This is a genomic window from Brevundimonas sp. MEB006b (assembly GCF_030209705.1).
Lineage (GTDB): Bacteria > Pseudomonadota > Alphaproteobacteria > Caulobacterales > Caulobacteraceae > Brevundimonas.
Genome location: NZ_JARVRL010000006.1, coordinates 181,802 through 197,197 on the forward strand (window position 1 = coordinate 181,802; position 15,396 = coordinate 197,197).

17 protein-coding genes are annotated in these 15,396 nt (G+C 67.5%); 11 read left to right on the forward strand and 6 right to left on the reverse strand.

All coding sequences use genetic code 11. The features are described 5' to 3' along the window. Window positions 1-100: 100 nt before the first annotated feature. The 6 genes from QRN13_RS10570 (at window position 101) to QRN13_RS10595 (ending at window position 6,344) form a co-directional block, all read left to right on the forward strand. Window positions 101-1,291, forward strand: a complete 1,191-nt coding sequence (locus QRN13_RS10570; RefSeq protein WP_205681446.1) for a deoxyguanosinetriphosphate triphosphohydrolase — start codon at window positions 101-103, stop codon at window positions 1,289-1,291. Between the two features lie 76 nt (window positions 1,292-1,367). Then, entirely contained in the window at window positions 1,368-2,150 is a 783-nt protein-coding gene (locus QRN13_RS10575) for an SPOR domain-containing protein (RefSeq protein ID WP_284877887.1), read from the forward strand. After that, window positions 2,147-3,196: a beta-N-acetylhexosaminidase gene (gene nagZ / locus QRN13_RS10580; protein WP_284877888.1), complete on the forward strand. Its 1,050-nt coding sequence runs from the start codon at window positions 2,147-2,149 to the stop codon at window positions 3,194-3,196. Before QRN13_RS10575 ends, nagZ begins: the two co-directional genes overlap by 4 nt. Window positions 3,197-3,202: 6 nt before the next feature. After that, window positions 3,203-4,021, forward strand: a complete 819-nt coding sequence (locus QRN13_RS10585) for a segregation and condensation protein A (protein ID WP_284877890.1) — start codon at window positions 3,203-3,205, stop codon at window positions 4,019-4,021. Further along, a complete protein-coding gene (gene scpB / locus QRN13_RS10590) occupies window positions 4,018-4,689 on the forward strand; it encodes an SMC-Scp complex subunit ScpB (protein ID WP_284877891.1) in 672 nt (223 codons plus the stop codon). Before QRN13_RS10585 ends, scpB begins: the two co-directional genes overlap by 4 nt. Before the next feature lie 116 nt (window positions 4,690-4,805). Next, window positions 4,806-6,344 carry a sensor histidine kinase gene (locus tag QRN13_RS10595; protein ID WP_284877892.1) on the forward strand — a complete coding sequence of 513 codons (1,539 nt, stop codon included), beginning with the start codon at window positions 4,806-4,808 and terminating at the stop codon, window positions 6,342-6,344. Here QRN13_RS10595 and ispH read toward each other — a convergent pair. Further along, window positions 6,341-7,312 (reverse strand): 4-hydroxy-3-methylbut-2-enyl diphosphate reductase, encoded by a 972-nt coding sequence (ispH, locus tag QRN13_RS10600; RefSeq protein WP_091748150.1) that lies wholly within the window; start codon window positions 7,310-7,312, stop codon window positions 6,341-6,343. The two genes, QRN13_RS10595 and ispH, sit on opposite strands and share 4 nt — an antisense overlap. Before the next feature lie 251 nt (window positions 7,313-7,563). On the opposite strand from ispH, the gene QRN13_RS10605 reads away from it, so the two are divergent. The 5 genes from QRN13_RS10605 to QRN13_RS10625 all read left to right on the forward strand — a co-directional run bounded on the left by QRN13_RS10605 (window position 7,564) and on the right by QRN13_RS10625 (window position 10,154). Next, window positions 7,564-7,923: an AtpZ/AtpI family protein gene (locus QRN13_RS10605; RefSeq protein WP_017505296.1), complete on the forward strand. Its 360-nt coding sequence runs from the start codon at window positions 7,564-7,566 to the stop codon at window positions 7,921-7,923. Window positions 7,924-7,929: 6 nt separating this feature from the next. Continuing rightward, window positions 7,930-8,715, forward strand: coding sequence for a F0F1 ATP synthase subunit A (locus tag QRN13_RS10610; protein ID WP_017505297.1), 786 nt, complete (start codon window positions 7,930-7,932; stop codon window positions 8,713-8,715). A gap of 58 nt (window positions 8,716-8,773) precedes the next feature. Further along, window positions 8,774-8,998, forward strand: a complete 225-nt coding sequence (locus tag QRN13_RS10615; RefSeq protein ID WP_017505298.1) for a F0F1 ATP synthase subunit C — start codon at window positions 8,774-8,776, stop codon at window positions 8,996-8,998. 68 nt (window positions 8,999-9,066) lie between these two features. Beyond that, window positions 9,067-9,639 (forward strand): F0F1 ATP synthase subunit B family protein, encoded by a 573-nt coding sequence (locus tag QRN13_RS10620; protein ID WP_112861543.1) that lies wholly within the window; start codon window positions 9,067-9,069, stop codon window positions 9,637-9,639. After that, complete coding sequence (locus QRN13_RS10625; RefSeq protein ID WP_112861544.1) at window positions 9,639-10,154, forward strand: F0F1 ATP synthase subunit B; 516 nt, start codon at window positions 9,639-9,641, stop codon at window positions 10,152-10,154. Before QRN13_RS10620 ends, QRN13_RS10625 begins: the two co-directional genes overlap by 1 nt. Before the next feature lie 76 nt (window positions 10,155-10,230). On the opposite strand, the gene QRN13_RS10630 is transcribed toward QRN13_RS10625, so the two are convergent. From QRN13_RS10630 to gcvPA, 5 genes are all read right to left on the reverse strand, one after another. Further along, window positions 10,231-10,701: a DUF6789 family protein gene (locus QRN13_RS10630; protein ID WP_165115819.1), complete on the reverse strand. Its 471-nt coding sequence runs from the start codon at window positions 10,699-10,701 to the stop codon at window positions 10,231-10,233. 132 nt (window positions 10,702-10,833) lie between these two features. After that, window positions 10,834-11,238 (reverse strand): PGPGW domain-containing protein, encoded by a 405-nt coding sequence (locus tag QRN13_RS10635; RefSeq protein WP_156355841.1) that lies wholly within the window; start codon window positions 11,236-11,238, stop codon window positions 10,834-10,836. A 211-nt stretch (window positions 11,239-11,449) separates the two neighbouring features. Continuing rightward, window positions 11,450-12,382 (reverse strand): SDR family oxidoreductase, encoded by a 933-nt coding sequence (locus QRN13_RS10640; RefSeq protein ID WP_284877893.1) that lies wholly within the window; start codon window positions 12,380-12,382, stop codon window positions 11,450-11,452. A gap of 66 nt (window positions 12,383-12,448) precedes the next feature. Continuing rightward, window positions 12,449-14,017 (reverse strand): aminomethyl-transferring glycine dehydrogenase subunit GcvPB, encoded by a 1,569-nt coding sequence (gene gcvPB, locus QRN13_RS10645; RefSeq protein WP_055804032.1) that lies wholly within the window; start codon window positions 14,015-14,017, stop codon window positions 12,449-12,451. A 12-nt stretch (window positions 14,018-14,029) separates the two neighbouring features. Next, window positions 14,030-15,376 (reverse strand): aminomethyl-transferring glycine dehydrogenase subunit GcvPA, encoded by a 1,347-nt coding sequence (gene gcvPA / locus QRN13_RS10650; protein ID WP_284877894.1) that lies wholly within the window; start codon window positions 15,374-15,376, stop codon window positions 14,030-14,032. Between the last annotated feature and the right edge of the window lie 20 nt (window positions 15,377-15,396).

The following is a 15,396-nucleotide window of genomic DNA, read 5'->3' on the forward strand; positions in this document are numbered from 1 at the left end:
GTTCTGTGGATTGGACGGTGCTCACGGCTGTCTATATGAGGCGGGCACGGCCGTTCGCAAAGGCCCCCCCCCGCATCAAAGCAGCCTCAAAGTTGATGACTTGAGCCACACAGACCTCGCTTCCTACGCCGAGCGCGCCGACCTGACCCAGGGGCGCCGCGTTTTCGAGCCCGCCAGCCGCACGCGCACCGCCTTTGCGCGGGACCGTGACCGCATCATCCATGCGACGGCGTTCCGGCGGCTGAAGGAGAAGACCCAGGTCTTCGTGGCGCATGAGGGCGATCACTACCGCACCCGCCTGACCCATTCGCTGGAGGTGGCGCAGATCGCGCGGTCGCTGGCCCATGCGCTGAGGCTGGACGACGACCTGGCGGAAACCATCGCCCTGGCCCACGACCTGGGCCATCCGCCGTTCGCCCACGCCGGCGAGGACGAGCTGGTGGTGCAGATGCGCGACTATGGCGGGTTCGATCACAACGTCCAGAGCTTCCGCGTCGTGACCGAGCTGGAGAACCGCTATCCGCAGTTCGACGGGCTGAACCTGAGCTGGGAGACGGTCGAGGGCGTCATCAAGCACAACGGCCCGGTGTCGCACCGCCTGGACGAGCCGGCCTGGTCGGTCGTGCGCCCCTATGCGGCGGGCGGCGAGGCGGGGTGGGACCTGCGGCTGGGGACGTTCGCCTCGCTGGAGGCCCAGTGCGCGGCCATCGCCGACGACATCGCCTATAACAATCACGACGTGGACGACGGGGTGCAGGCGGGTCTGATCACCCTGCGCGATCTGGATCAGGTGCCGCTGATCGGGCCGATGTTGGCCGAGGTGCGCCGCGACTGGCCCACGATCGACGACCGGATGCTGCGGATCGAGGCCGTGCGGCGGATGATCGGCGTCATGGTCGAGGACGTGCTGGCCGAGACGGCGCGGCGGTTGGAGGAAGACCGGATCGTCACGACCGAGGACGTGCGGATGGCCAGGCGCACGATGGTGGATTTCTCGCACGCCATGCACGTCGATCTGGCGGTGCTGAGGAAGTTCCTCTTCGAGCGGATGTATCGCCACTACCGGGTCAACCGCACCCGCAGTCAGGCGCGGCGCGTGCTGTCGCAACTGTTCGAGCTGTTCATGGCCGAGCCCGAGGTGATGCCGCCGGAATGGGGAGAGCCGGCGATGACCCCGGACAAGACGCAGCGGGCCCGGGCCGTGTGCGACTACATCGCCGGCATGACCGACCGTTACGCCATAGAAGTGCACCAGAAGCTGTTCAGCCTCGACCTCGCCCTCGATCTGTGATTCGAAAGATGCACGCGGGGGCGTAGAGTGATCGTTCGGCGCGCCGATTCGCGCCGACAGACGGCGGAGCGCGACCATGTCCTTTGAAGACGACAACAAACCCGGCCGGGGCGCCTATACGCCGCCGACCGACGACGACCTGCCGTTCCGCCGCAACAGCTATGACCCGCGCAGCGGCCGCAATGTCGGCTCGGGCGGGGGCAAGGCGCCGCCGGTGACGCTGATCATCAGCGTCGTCGTTTTGATCTTGATTGCAGTCGCCGTTGCCTGGCTTTACGGGCGGTCAGGGCTTCGCGCCTCGACCGACGCGCCGCCGGCCGTGGGTCAGCCGGTCGGCGAGATGAAGACCGCCGCGCCTATCGACGCCCAGCCGATCGACCCGGCCGAGGGCGTGCGCGTCTATCGCGACGAGACCGAAACGACCGATGCGCCGGTGACCTTCACCCCGCCGCCCGAGGCGCCCCAGCCGCGTCCGGCCGCGCCGCCGACCGCCGCACCGACCGGACAGGGCCTGCCGCCCGCCAATACGGCGACGCCGGCCGCGCCTGCGCCGCGTCCGACGACCCCCGCGCCCGCGCCCGTCGCTGCGCCGGCGACCAAGGCTCCGGCCGCGACCGGCGGATCGGCCTCGGTCCAGATCGGCGCCTTCTCCTCGACCGAGATCGCGGACCGTGAATACGCCGCCGTCGCCGGCCGCTTCGGCGCGTACGCCTCGGGCGCTGAAAAGCGGGTGACCGAAGTGACCTCGTCCAGCGGATCGACCCTGTACCGCACGGCCTTCTCGGGCCTGTCGCGCGAACGGGCGGTGGCCTTCTGCAATGCGCTGAAGGCGGCGGGCCGGGACTGCATCGTCCGGTGACGTCCGCCGCCATCTATGGCTGCCTGGGACATCGGCTGACGGAGGCCGAAAAGGCCTTCTTCGCCGAAGTTCGACCCTGGGGCTTCATCCTGTTCCGGCGCAATATCGACACGCCGGAACAGGTGCGGGCCCTGACCGACGAACTGCGGGCTGCCATCGGCGATCCCGAGGCGCCGATCCTGATCGACCAGGAAGGCGGTCGGGTTCAGCGGATGGGGCCGCCGCACTGGCCCAAATATCCGCCGGGCGCCGCCTATCTGAAGGCGACGAACGAGCTGGTTCAGGCGCGTGAGCTGACGCGGCTCGGGGCACGTCTGATGGCGCACGATCTACGCGAGGTCGGCGTGACCGTCGATCTGTTGCCGGTGCTGGACGTGCCGGCGCCCGGCGCCCACGACATCATCGGCGACAGGGCCTATGGCGTCGATCCGGAAACGGTCGCGGTGCTGGGGCGGGCCGCAGCGGAAGGGCTGCTGGCGGGCGGGGTTCTGCCCTGCATCAAACATATTCCGGGGCATGGTCGAGCCTTCGCCGATAGCCACAAAGACCTGCCGACGGTCCATGCCGATTTTGAGACCCTGGACAGCTGGGACTTCGCGCCGTTCAAGGCGATGTCGGACATGCCATTGGCGATGACGGCGCACATCGTTTTCACTGCTTTGGACAAGAAGCGGCCGGCGACCCAGTCGAAGAAGGCCGTAAAAACGATGCGTGAACATCTTGGCTTCTCCGGCCTGATCATGACCGACGACCTGTCGATGCAGGCGCTGAGCGGATCTCTGAGCGAGCGGGCGCATCAGTCGCTGAAGGCTGGGTGCGACGTGGTCCTCCACTGCAATGGCGACATGGCCGAAATGAAGGACGTGGCCGAGGCGACCGGCAAGCTGAAGGGCGGGGCGCGCCGCCGGGCGGAAGCCGCGCTGGCCCGGATTGTGCGGACGCCCGAGCCGCTGGATCCCGTCGCGGGCCACGATCGCTTCTTCAAGGCCATGGGCGGTCGGATGGACGTCGCCAAGGGGCCGGACGTGGGTGAGGCGCAGGCCTAAAGACCTATGACGGAGTCTTTCCAGCCCAATCTGGATTTCAACGCCGAGGAGGTCGAGGAGCGCGAGGCCTTCGTCGTCGATCTGGAGGGCTATGAGGGACCGCTGCACGTCCTGCTGGCCCTGGCGCGAAACCAGAAGGTCGATCTGCTGAAACTGTCGATCACCCAGCTGGCGGAACAGTATCTGGCCTTCGTGCACGAGGCGCGCAGGCGCAACTTCGCCCTGGCGGCGGACTATCTGGTGATGGCGTCGTGGCTGGCTTATCTGAAGTCGCGCCTGCTGCTGCCGCGCACCGACAAGGGCAAGGCCGAAGAGCCGCCGGCTGAGGAAATGGCCGCCGCCCTGGCGTTCCGGCTGCAGAAGCTGGAGGCGATGCGGAAGGCCGTTGAACAGCTGATGGCCCGGCCCCAGCTGAAGCGCGACGTCTTCACACGTGGCGATCCCGAGGCGACGGTAATCGTGCCGTCGGATCGTATCGACGCCAGCCTGTACGAACTGATGAGCGCCTATGTGGTGCAGCGCCGGCGTGAGGAGGCCCGGCGCTACGCCCCCGGCCAGCGGGTCGAGGCCTTTCCATTGGAAGCCGCCCGCGACTGGCTGCGCGAGATCATGCCGAAGCTGGCCGACTGGACGCCGCTGGAACAGGTGGCGCCCCATCGTGAGGACGAGGAGGGGCCCAGCCAGGCCAGCTTTACGGCCTCGACCCTGTCGGCCAGTCTGGAACTGGTGAAGGAGGGGGCAATGGACATCCGGCAGAGCGAGGCGTTCGCGGACCTGTATCTGAAACGGCGTGGACCCGCCCAGCCGCTGGAGCTGGCGCCGTGAGCGACCTGTCGTTCCAGCCCGACGAGGCGGAGATCGAACGGCGGGTCGAAGCCGTGCTGTTCGCCGCCGCCGGGCCGCTGACGGCGGCCGAGATCGCCGCGCGCCTGCCCGAGAACTGCAATGTCGCCCGCGCCATATCGGGTCTGCGCGCCCGCTATGAGGGGCGGGGGGTCGAGCTGGAGTGTGTCGCCGACCGCTGGCGCTTCCGCACCGCGCCGGACCTGGCCTTCATGATGACGCAGGAGCGCGAGGAGCCGCGCCGTCTGTCCAAGGCCGCGCTGGAGACCCTGGCCATCATTGCCTATCACCAGCCCGTCACCCGCGCCGAGATCGAGAGCGTGCGCGGCGTCAGCATCTCCAAGGGCACGCTGGACCTGTTGCTGGAGATGGGGTTCGTGCGGTTGCGCGGACGCAGGCGCACTCCGGGACGGCCCGTCACCTATGCTACCACCGACCGCTTCCTAGAGCATTTCGGCCTGGCAACCCTGTACGATCTGCCGGGCGTGCAGGAGATGAAGGCGGCGGGCCTGTTGGATCTGTCGCTGCCGGTCGGATTCGAGGTGCCGGATCCCAGCCGCGCCTCCGAGGCGGACGACGAGGACGGCACTCTGCCGTTGGACGACGAGGCGCCCGAGTTTGCCCAAGATTTCGTCGGCGAACGCGGCTGAGCTGGATGATGTTCACGACGTCTTAGTCTGCGCACCCTAAGCCAGACCGTATGAGTGGCGTGACATCGAAGACGGGTTGGCGGGCGTGGAGCACGTTCAGGATCGCGTTGATCCTGATGCTGTCGTCCATCATCGGCATGGCTGGGGTTCTGGCGATCGTCAGTCGCGGCATTGACGCCCACCAGGCGCGCAAAGAAGAAGGTCTGGTGCGGCTGCGTCTGACGCGCGCGCTGGAAACCATCGGCGAAAACTTGACCACCGCCTCGGTCTGGGACGAGGCCGTCGATCGGATGACGGCGGGCGATGTAGCCTGGTACGACCGGAACTTCGGCGCCTTCTACGCCGCGCAGCATAAGCATCAGTTTACACTGGGTTATGACGGGACCGGGCGGCTGTTTCGCATCAGCACGCTGGGCCGACCGGCCGAGACGCAGGTCGGCGAGCCATTCGGCCAGGCGGCCCGGCCGCTGATCGACGCGCTCCGGGCCGAGGCCGCCGGCCGCGACCGATCGGTCACGGCGGATGCCGGGGTGCGGCTGAAGGCGGCGTTCGTTCGCGTCGGCGACGACGTCTATGTGCTGGGGGCGTCCACCGTCGTGCGGCATACGGCGGGCGGATCGACGCCGGCGTCCGATCCGGTCGTCGCGTCGTTCAAACCGTTCGCCGGCGAGCTCAATCTCTTGCGAACGCGCTTGGCGCTGGACCGGATCCACTTCCAGCCCGGCGATGCAGAGCCGCCCAAGGGCATGATCGGCGTCGATGTGCGCGATGTCGGCGGCGCCCTGTTGGGTCGTGTCGTCTGGGCGCCGGAGCAGCCCGGCTATCAGATCCTGACCAAGGCCGGGCCGCTGCTGCTGCTGCTCTTCATCGTGCTGCTGATCGGCACGGGGTCGCTGCTGTGGAACACGACGGCCGACGTGCGGCGCCTCAAAGCCTCGGAGGTCGCCCTGTCCGCGGCGCTGGAGCGGGCCGAGGCTGCGAACCGGGCCAAGACGCGGTTCCTGTCCAACGTCAGTCACGAACTGCGCACGCCCCTGAACGGGGTTCTGGGCATGGCCGAGATCATCGGGGCCGATCTGGTGACGCCGCAGCAGCGCGAGCGACTGGAAATCCTGAAGGCGTCGGGACGTCAGCAACTGAGGCTGGTCGAGGAGCTGCTAGACGTGGTGCGGCTGCGCGACGGGGCCGTAGCGCTGGAAACCCGACCGTTCCGGCCCGACAACCTGCTGCAGCGGGTCGCCAACGACTTCCGGGGCGCCGCCGAGGCCAAGGGGCTGAAGATTTCGGTCGAGGCCGCCGAAGGCGAGTGGCTGGGCGACCCGGTCCACGTCGAAAAGCTGATGGCGGCGCTGACGGACAATGCGGTGCGGTTTACACGCACCGGCGGCGTGATGCTGCGCGCCGTTGCGGGCGCGGGCCTGGCCTTGGAGGTCGAGGACACCGGGCCGGGCATGGAGCCGGCGGAAGCGGCGCGCCTGTTCGAGGCTTTCACCCAGGGCGATGAAAGCGCGACGCGCACCGCCGAAGGGCTGGGACTGGGATTGACGGCGGCGCACGGTCTGGCGGCTCTAATGGGCGGCAAGATCGAAATCGTCACAGCGCCCGGCGCCGGCAGCACCTTCCGCGTCGTCTTGCCGTTGAAGGCGGTCGCCTAGGCTGTCAGCAGGCGCGGCAGTTTGAAGGTGACGGTTTCGCGCGCGCCGTCGTCTTCGGTCACCGTGGCGTCGAAGCGCGCCCGGATGGCGTCGACCAGTGCCTCGATCAGCGGCTCGGGGGCCGAGGCGCCGGCGGTGACGCCGACGGTGTTCACGCCGTCGAACCAGGACCAGTCCACCTGGGACGCATCGTCCACCAGATAGGCGGCCGGAGCGCCGGCGCGCATCGCGACCTCGACCAGGCGCACCGAATTGGATGAGTTCTTGGACCCCACGACCAGTACGAGGTCGCAGCCCTCGCCCAGCGCCTTGACGGCGTCCTGGCGATTGGTCGTGGCGTAGCAGATGTCTTCCTTGTGCGGATCGGGCAGTTCGGGAAAGCGGCGCTTCAGCACCTTCAGGATGCCCGCCGTGTCGTCCACCGACAGGGTGGTCTGGGTGGCGTAGGCGAGGGGCGCGTCGCCGGGGCGTTCGAACGATTCGGCGTCGGCCTCGGTCTCGACCAGGGTGATGGCGCCGGGCGGCAACTGGCCCAGGGTGCCGACGACCTCGGGGTGGCCTGCGTGGCCGATCAAGATGATGTGGCGGCCGGCCGCATGATGACGCTCGGCTTCGACGTGGACCTTGGACACCAGGGGGCAGGTCGCGTCCAGAAAGACCAGTTCGCGCGCCCGCGCCGTCGCCGGCACGGACTTCGGCACCCCGTGGGCCGAGAAGACGACCGGCCGGTCGTCGGGGCATTCGTCCAGTTCCTTGACGAAGACGGCACCCATGGCCTTCAGCCGCTCGACCACATGTTTGTTGTGGACGATCTCGTGGCGCACATAGACGGGGGCGCCGAACTTTTCGATCGCGCGCTCGACGATCTGGATCGCGCGATCGACCCCGGCGCAAAAGCCCCTCGGAGTGGCCAACCGCACCGAAAGCGGGCGAAGCGGAGCATTGGGGACGGGAACATGCGCATTCATGGCGGCGAACCTAGTCGTTTGCGGCGCTGACCGCCATCGGAGCCGAAGGGCGGATGCGACGGATTCTGTCGCCCGCAGCAGCGGCGCATCGTCACGGCGGGCGGGCGCGAATGGAAAGCCGATATTCTACAATGCCTTAGGCTATAATCACGACGCCTTGACCTGTAGGCCGCTCACGATTAGTTTCCGCGCCGAATTCAGACCCGTCCGGACGCACCGTCTGGACGCCGAACGCACAGGTCCTATCCCCCATGTCGGAATCGCGCGAAGAGGCGATCAAACGCCTCCAAGACAGCGCATCCGCATTGGAGGCGCGGACCACGGCGGAGAAATCCGCCGAACTGACCGGCCATCAGGTGTCGGGTCAGGCCTACAAGATCATCGCCGAGCTTCTCGGCGGCGTCTTCGTGGGGCTGGCGTTCGGAGCGATCGCAGACTGGGCCCTCGGGACCCGTCCGTGGGGTTTGATCGGCGGGGTCCTTCTGGGCTTCGCCTTGTCGATTTACATGGCGCGTCGCACAGCCAACCGGCTGATGGCGCAGGCCAAGGCGCAAGGGACGACGGCTCCGGCCGAGCCCTACGTCGAGGCCGACGAAGACGGGGAACGATAGGGCTTCATGGCCGATCCGATTCATCAGTTTGCGATTCAGAAGGTCGTCGACCTTGGCGACGTCACCCTGCCTGTGCTGGGGACGGTCGATCTGGCGATCACCAACTCGCACATCGCCATGACGGTCGCCTTCGTGCTGATCGTCGGCTTCCTGGCCGCCGTGACCGCGAACGCCCAGGTCGTGCCCGGCCGGCTGCAAGCCGCCGGCGAGGGCCTGTTCGGCCTGATCGACAATCTGGCCGATTCCATCATCGGTCACGAAGGCCGCAAATATTTCCCGTTCATCTTCACCCTGTTCATCCTGATCCTGGGCATGAACATCCTGGGTCTGTTCCTGACCTTCACGGCGACCTCGCAGCTGGCGATCACCGCCACCTTCGCCCTGATCACCTTCGGTCTGGTGCTGGTCGTCGGCTTCGCAAAGAACGGTCTGGGCTTCTTCAAGCTGTTCTGGCCTATGGGCGCGCCGCTGGCGCTTCGCCCGGTGGTCGGCCTGATCGAGTTCGTGTCCTTCCTGCTTCGCCCGGTCACCCTGGCGCTGCGTCTGTTCGGCAACATGCTGGGCGGCCACGTCGCGCTGAAGATCTTCGCCGGCTTCGTCGTGTCGCTGGGTCTTCTGGGCCTGGGCGGCGGCATCGGTCTGCTGGCCTTCCCGGTCGCGGCCCTGTCGCTGGGCATGGTCGTCGCCCTGACCGCTCTGGAGTTCCTGGTGGCCTTCCTCCAGGCCTTCGTCTTCGCCGTTCTGGCCTGCATCTATCTGAACGATGTGGTCAACCTGGACCACGCCCACTAAAGGGCCGGACCAGTCTCTTCACCCCAACCACCAACGACTTTAATCTAGGAATACAATCATGGACGCTGAAGCCGCGAAGTACATCGGCGCTGGTCTCGCCACCCTGGGCATGATCGGTTCGGCCCTGGGCGTGGGCAACATCTTCGGCAACTTCCTTGCCGGCGCCCTGCGCAACCCGTCGGCCGCCGCCGGCCAAGTCGGCAACCTGTTTGTCGGCGCCGCTCTGGCCGAAGCCCTGGGCATCCTGGCCTTCGTGCTCGGCATTCTGATGATCTTCGGCTGATTTCAGTCGATCACGGCGCGCGGGGTTCGCCCGCGCGCCGCTTCATCTGATCCTGCAGTAGACGGTTCATGGCCAGCACCCACACCATCGACGCGGTCCCGCCTTCGGTCGAAGCGGACCTGCACGCCGAGACGGCGACCCCCGCCGAGCACGGCTCGGGCGGCCTGCCGCAATTCCAGTTCGAGCACTGGGCGGGCCAGATCGGCTATCTGCTGATCCTGTTCGTCATCCTGTATGTTCTGGTTTCCAAGGTCTTCGCGCCACGCCTTCGCAAGGTGATGGACGAACGGGCCGACACCATTTCCACCGCCGTTGCGACCGCGCGTCAGGTTCAGGCCGAAGCCGCCGACCAGGCCGCCCAAGCTCAGGCGGAAGTCGCCAAGGCTCGCGCTGACGCCCGCGCCACGGCCGCCGCCGCTAAGGCGCGCGTGACCGAAGAAGCGAACGCCCGTCAGGCCGCGGAAGAAGCCGTGGTCAACGCGCGCATCGCCGAGGCGGAAGCCTCGATCGGCAAGACGCGCGACGCCGCCATGGCCAATGTCTCCACCATCGCCTCCGACACGACCGCCGCCATGGTCGAACGTCTGACCGGCAAGGCCGCGACCGCCGCCGAGCTGGCCGCCGTCAAGGGAGCCGCCTGATGAACCTGATCTTCGAACACGGCATCTGGAGCTTCGCCAATGCGGAGATCTGGGTCGGCATCGGCCTGATCATCTTCTTCGGCATCCTGGTCGCCGCCGGCGTGCCCAAGATGGCCGGCAAGGCGCTGGACGCCAAGGCCGTCAAGATCCAGGCCGACCTGGACGAGGCCGCGCGCCTGCGCGCCGAGGCCGAAGCCCTGCTGGCCCAGATCCGCAAGGAGAAGGCCGAGGCTGAAGCCCAAGCCGCCGAGATGATGGCTCAGGCCGAAGCCGACGCCCGTCGCCTGGAAGTCGAGACTAAGGCCAAGTTGGAAGAGACCCTGGCCCGTCGCCAGAAGATGGCTGAAACCCGCATCGCCCAAGCCGAAGCCCAGGCCTCGGCCGAGGTGAAGGCCGCCGCCGCCGATCTGGCCGCCAAGTCGGCGGAACAGGTTCTGGCCGCGCGCCTCGCCAGCGGCGCCAAGGATCCGCTGCTGGACAGCGCCATCGCCCAGATCGGCGATCGCCTGAATTGATCAGGGCTGATCCTGAATGAAATAAGGCCTCCGACGTCGCCGTCGGGGGCCTTTTTCTTGAGCGATCAAGCCGTGATCAGTGAGCGTGGGCGCCGCCGATGATGGTCGCGCCCATCCGCTTGTCGCGCGCCACCAGCCGGGCATAGACGTTGCCCAGCACAATGCCGAAGACCGCGTGGGTGATCAGCAGCCAGGCGAAGGTCCCGAACCCCGCGCCGGCCGTGAATGTCCGATAGTTCCCGAACATCACGATGGCCGCCATCATGAGGATCCAGGCGCCGACGGCGAAGACGATGCCCTTGGTCTCGGGCGTGTCCGTCGGCAGGCGGGGACACAGGATGGCGAACAGCGGCCCCAGGATAAAGACGCCGCTGATGACATGGACGACCCAGCCGACGGCCAGATTGCCGGGCATGCCCATCATGCTGGCGATGACCCCCTGGAAGGGATCGAACCAGTTCAGGAACAGATTGGGTATTTCGAGCAGTGAGACGGCCACGGTCGCCGCAACGCCGGCGATCAGACCTTTTTGTACGCGTGACATCATGACCTTAGCGCCTCCCAACGCCTAAGTGGTTCTCTGATAACGCGCAGACAGAATACGCCTGACTTGGGAGAGCGGTGTTCACGATCCTGTGGTTAGCGGTTGCAGCAACGCAACCGCGAAATCAGGCGCAAACTAGCGGAACAGTTTGCGGAAATAGCGCCGAACGCTCTTTCGGCCGCGCGAGAGGCGACGGCTGGACCGCTTGGTCACGATCTTTTCGGCCCGCAGCGCCTGTTGCCAGAAGACCGGTGCGAACTCGGGCTTCTTCCGCATCAGGCGACGGAAGGGATAGACCCATTTCGGCCGCGCATATTGGGCGCGAATGAACTGGCGCTTGGCCCAGAACGAGCTTTTCAGAATCAGCATCAGGCCGACGGCGATGACGGGAATGCCGCCCGGGCCGGGCAGGGGGGCGATCAGAATGCCCAGCAGCACGACGAACAGACCGCCGATCATCAGCGCCCAGCGCTTGACGACCCGCAGCGTCGAGGCTCGCGGCTTGTCTGGGCGGACGAAGGGAACGGGGAGTGAGGTCACGAATACGCCGGATGGGGAGGAGGATCATCATGACAACGGTCGCCACGGACGCGCGATCCCTCGTCGGGAAAGGAAAAGGCGACCGTGACGACCTTGCCACAAGACCCCTTAACGCCCTGCGTCCATGGCGGATGGATGTCCGGCGGGTGAAGCTTTGGTCATGAAGAGACGATCTCTCCGCGCCGTGTCGCGACGGACACGCTCCGCGCCGTCAGCCGTAGGTCACGCCCGTCAGACGCTCTGATTCCGCCCAGAGACCCCTGGCCACATCAGCGTCCTTGGCCTGGCGCTTGATCGCCGCAACGCCGGGCGGGCCTTTCATCTCCTGAAAGCCGGTGGGGCCGTAATAGCCGCCGGGCGTCGGGTCCGGCAGGGTCGCGGCCATCAGGATCGGCAGGGCGCCGTCCGCGGCCGAATGGCTGAGCACCGCCTCCAGCAGCCGGGCGCCGCGCGCGAACAGGCCGGGCTTGCCGGCATGGCCGTTGGCGATCAGGTCGGTGCGGGCGAAGCCGGGGTGGGCCGCCACGCTGATCAGGCCCCAGCCGTTGGCGTCGCTGCGGCGCTGAAGCTCCTGGGCGAACATCAGCATGGCCAGCTTGGACTGCTGATAGACCGGCCAGGGACGGTAGTGGGTCTGATAGTTCAGGTCGTCCAGGCGGATATGGCCGCTGCGGTGGGCGACGCTGGACAGCTGGATCACGCGGGCCCCTCCTCTGTTGGAATGGGCAGCCGTCAGCAGGGGCAGCAGACGGCCGACCAGGGCGAAGTGGGAGAGGTAGTTGGTCCCGAACTGCATCTCGAACCCATCGACGGTCGTCTGGCGCGTCGGCAGGGCCATGACGCCCGCATTGTCGATCAGGATGTCGATGGGGCGTCCCGTCGCCAGATGGCGCTCGGCGAAGGCCCGGACGGAGGCCAGGCTGGCCAGGTCCAGCAGTTCGAACCGAACGGCCGCATCCGGATGACGAGACCGGATCAGCCGTTCGGCCTCGGCCCCCTTGGCGGGATTGCGGGCCGCCAGCACGACCTCGGCGCCTTTGCCGGCCAGCACCAGGGCGGTTTCCAGCCCCAGCCCGCCGGTCGCTCCGGTGATGATGGCCAGTCGGCCGGAAAGGTCGGGGATGTCGTTCGTCGTCCAGGTCATGGCCATGACCTAGCGATGGATCAGCCCCGCGTCAGCCCCTTCCCGCAGGAAGGGGCGACTAAGGGGTCAGGCCGCCTTGTTGGAGCCTTCCGGCGCGGTCCAGCGCAGAACCGGCGAGCGGGCCGCGCGGGTCTCGTCCAGGCGTTTCAGCGGTGCGTGGAAGGGCGCACCCTTGAACCGATCGACGTCGCCGGCCTTGGCCGCTCCGGCCAGGGCGCGCATCGCCTCGATGAAGCGGTCCAGTTCGGCCTTGGACTCGGTCTCCGTCGGCTCGATCAGCATGGCGCCGTGGACGACCAGCGGGAAATACATGGTCATCGGGTGGAAGCCCTCGTCGATCATCGCCTTGGCGAAGTCGAGCGTGGTGATGTCTGTGCCCTTCAGCCATTCGTCGTCAAACAGGGCCTCGTGCATGCAGGGGCCGTCGGGGAAGGCCGCGCTCATCAGGTCCGACAGGCGGGCCTTGATGTAGTTGGCGTTCAGCACCGCATCCTCGGCGACCTGACGCAGGCCGTCGGCGCCGTGCGACATCATGTAGGACAGGGCGCGGGTGTACATGCCCATCTGGCCCTGGAAGGCGCACAGACGGCCGAAGGCTTGCTCGGCCTCGTCCTCCTCGCGCTCGATCAGGCGATAGCCGCCGTCGTCATGCACGACCCAGGGGGCGGGGGCGAAGGGAGCCAGGGCTTCGGACAGGACCACCGGACCCGCGCCCGGCCCGCCGCCGCCGTGGGGCGTCGAGAATGTCTTGTGCAGGTTGATGTGCATCGCATCCACGCCCAGGTCGCCGGGACGAACGCGACCGACGATGGCGTTGAAGTTGGCGCCGTCGCAGTAGAAATAGGCGCCGGCCTCGTGCGTCAGGCGGCTGATCTCCAGGATGTCGCGCTCGAACAGGCCGCAGGTGTTGGGGTTGGTCACCATGATGGCGGCGACGTCGTCACCCAGCTTGGACGCCAGATCGGCGACGTCCACGCGGCCGTCTTCGGTCTGGGCGACTTCGACAACCGAATAGCCGACGAAGGCGGCTGTGGCGGGGTTGGTGCCGTGGGCGCTGGTGGGAACCAGAACCTTACGCCGCTTCTCATGTTGGCCCGAGGCCTCGTGGGCGGCGCGGATGGCCATCAGGCCGCACAGTTCGCCGTGGGCGCCGGCCTTGGGCGACAGAGCGACGGCGGGCATGCCGGTCAGGGTCTTCAGCCAATGGGCCAGGGTGTCCATCAGTTCCAGCGCGCCCTGAACCGTCGATATCGGCTGAAGCGGGTGGATGTCGGAGAAGCCGGGCAGGCGCGCCATCTTCTCGTTCAGGCGCGGGTTGTGCTTCATCGTGCACGATCCCAGCGGATAGATGGCCAGGTCGATGGCGTGGTTCTTCTGGCTCAGGCGCACATAGTGGCGCATGGTTTCCGGCTCGGACAGGCCGGGCAGGCCGATCGGATCCTTGCGGACCAGGTCGCCCAGGTCGGAGCCGTCCGTCTTGGGTTCCGGCAGATCGACGCCGGTCTTGCCCCAGCCGTCGCCCTCGAAGATCAGGGCTTCGTTCTGCAACAGGCCGCGGCCGCCGGTCAGGGTGGCGGGCTTGGTCTGGACCTGGTTCGGGGCGGTCGGACGGCCGACGGTGTTCATGGTGCTCATGGTCAGTATCCCTTACGCGCCGAGGACTTTGGAGAGCGACTTGGCGAGGATCTGGATGTCGGCATCCAGGGTCGTCTCGGTCGCGGCGACCAGCAGGACGTCGTCCATGCCGGCGCCGGGGGCCAGGCGGCTGTAGGGCACGCCGGCCAGGACGTGATGGGCGGCCAACTGATCCACGACCTCGGCCGCGTTCTTGGGCAGGCGCACCGCGAACTCGTTGAAGAAGCGGTCGGTCAGGATTTCGACGCCCGGAATGGCGGCCAGGGCGTCGCGCGTGGCGACGGCCTTTTCGTGGTTCAGCAGGGCCAGCTTGCGCAGACCCGTCTCGCCCAGCAGGCTCATGTGGATGGTGAAGGCCAGGGTGCACAGGCCCGAGTTGGTGCAGATGTTCGACGTCGCCTTGTCGCGGCGGATGTGCTGCTCGCGGGTCGACAGGGTCAGGACGAAGCCGCGCTCGCCGTCGGCGTCCACGGTCTCGCCGGTCAGGCGGCCGGGCATCTGGCGGATCAGCTTCTCGCGCGTGGCGAACAGGCCGACGTAGGGGCCGCCGAAGTTCAGGGCGTTGCCGATCGACTGGCCTTCGGCCGCGACGATGTCGGCGCCCATCTCGCCGGGCGACTTCAGCAGGCCCATCGATACGGCCTCGGTGACCACGACGATCAGCAGGGCGCCGGCGGCGTGGGCGGCCTCGGCGATCTTGCTCACGTCGGTGGCCGTGCCGAAGACGTTGGGGGTCTGGACGACGACGCAGGCGGTGTCGGGACCGATCTGGTCGATCACGGCGTCCTCGGCGTCCACGGCGGCGGGCAGGGCCAGGGTCTCGACGCCGACGGCGTGAACCACAGTCTCGGTCGCCTTGATGTAGTGCGGGTGCACGCCGCCCGAGATCACCGCCTTGTTGCGGCGGGTCACGCGGGTCGCCATCAGCACGCCCTCGGCCATGGCGGTCGAACCGTCGTACAGGCTGGCGTTGGCGACCGGCATCCCGGTCAGGTTCGCGACCTGGGTCTGGAACTCGTACAGATACTGCAGCGTGCCCTGCGCGATTTCCGGCTGGTAGGGGGTGTAGCTGGTCAGGAACTCCGAGCGCTGGATCACGTGATCCACCGTCGCCGGGACGTGGTGCTTGTAGGCCCCTGCGCCGCAGAAGAAGGGCACGGCGCCGGCCGTGGCGTTCTTGGCCGCCATGGCGGACAGGGCGCGCTCGACCTCCAGTTCGCCTGCGACGCGCGGCAGATCGACGGGGCCGTCGAGACGGGCGGCCTGAGGCACGTCCACGAACAGATCATCGATGGATTTCGCGCCGATGGCGGCGAGCATCGCGGTGCGGTCGTCGGGCGTCAGGGGGAGGTAACGCATGGTCGTGTCCTGGGCCATGA

What these genes read in the sequence shown, in the direction of transcription:
- ispH (WP_091748150.1), bottom strand. Translation starts at nt 7,312, where the DNA reads ATGAATGCGCATGTTCCCGTCCCCAATGCTCCGCTTCGCCCGCTTTCG.
- QRN13_RS10615 (WP_017505298.1), top strand. Translation starts at nt 8,774, where the DNA reads ATGGACGCTGAAGCCGCGAAGTACATCGGCGCTGGTCTCGCCACCCTG.
- QRN13_RS10585 (WP_284877890.1), top strand. Translation starts at nt 3,203, where the DNA reads ATGACGGAGTCTTTCCAGCCCAATCTGGATTTCAACGCCGAGGAGGTC.
- QRN13_RS10610 (WP_017505297.1), top strand. Translation starts at nt 7,930, where the DNA reads ATGGCCGATCCGATTCATCAGTTTGCGATTCAGAAGGTCGTCGACCTT.
- QRN13_RS10625 (WP_112861544.1), top strand. Translation starts at nt 9,639, where the DNA reads ATGAACCTGATCTTCGAACACGGCATCTGGAGCTTCGCCAATGCGGAG.
- gcvPB (WP_055804032.1), bottom strand. Translation starts at nt 14,017, where the DNA reads ATGAGCACCATGAACACCGTCGGCCGTCCGACCGCCCCGAACCAGGTC.
- QRN13_RS10575 (WP_284877887.1), top strand. Translation starts at nt 1,368, where the DNA reads ATGTCCTTTGAAGACGACAACAAACCCGGCCGGGGCGCCTATACGCCG.
- QRN13_RS10630 (WP_165115819.1), bottom strand. Translation starts at nt 10,701, where the DNA reads ATGATGTCACGCGTACAAAAAGGTCTGATCGCCGGCGTTGCGGCGACC.
- QRN13_RS10640 (WP_284877893.1), bottom strand. Translation starts at nt 12,382, where the DNA reads ATGACCTGGACGACGAACGACATCCCCGACCTTTCCGGCCGACTGGCC.
- QRN13_RS10595 (WP_284877892.1), top strand. Translation starts at nt 4,806, where the DNA reads ATGCTGTCGTCCATCATCGGCATGGCTGGGGTTCTGGCGATCGTCAGT.
- QRN13_RS10605 (WP_017505296.1), top strand. Translation starts at nt 7,564, where the DNA reads ATGTCGGAATCGCGCGAAGAGGCGATCAAACGCCTCCAAGACAGCGCA.
- gcvPA (WP_284877894.1), bottom strand. Translation starts at nt 15,376, where the DNA reads ATGCGTTACCTCCCCCTGACGCCCGACGACCGCACCGCGATGCTCGCC.
- QRN13_RS10620 (WP_112861543.1), top strand. Translation starts at nt 9,067, where the DNA reads ATGGCCAGCACCCACACCATCGACGCGGTCCCGCCTTCGGTCGAAGCG.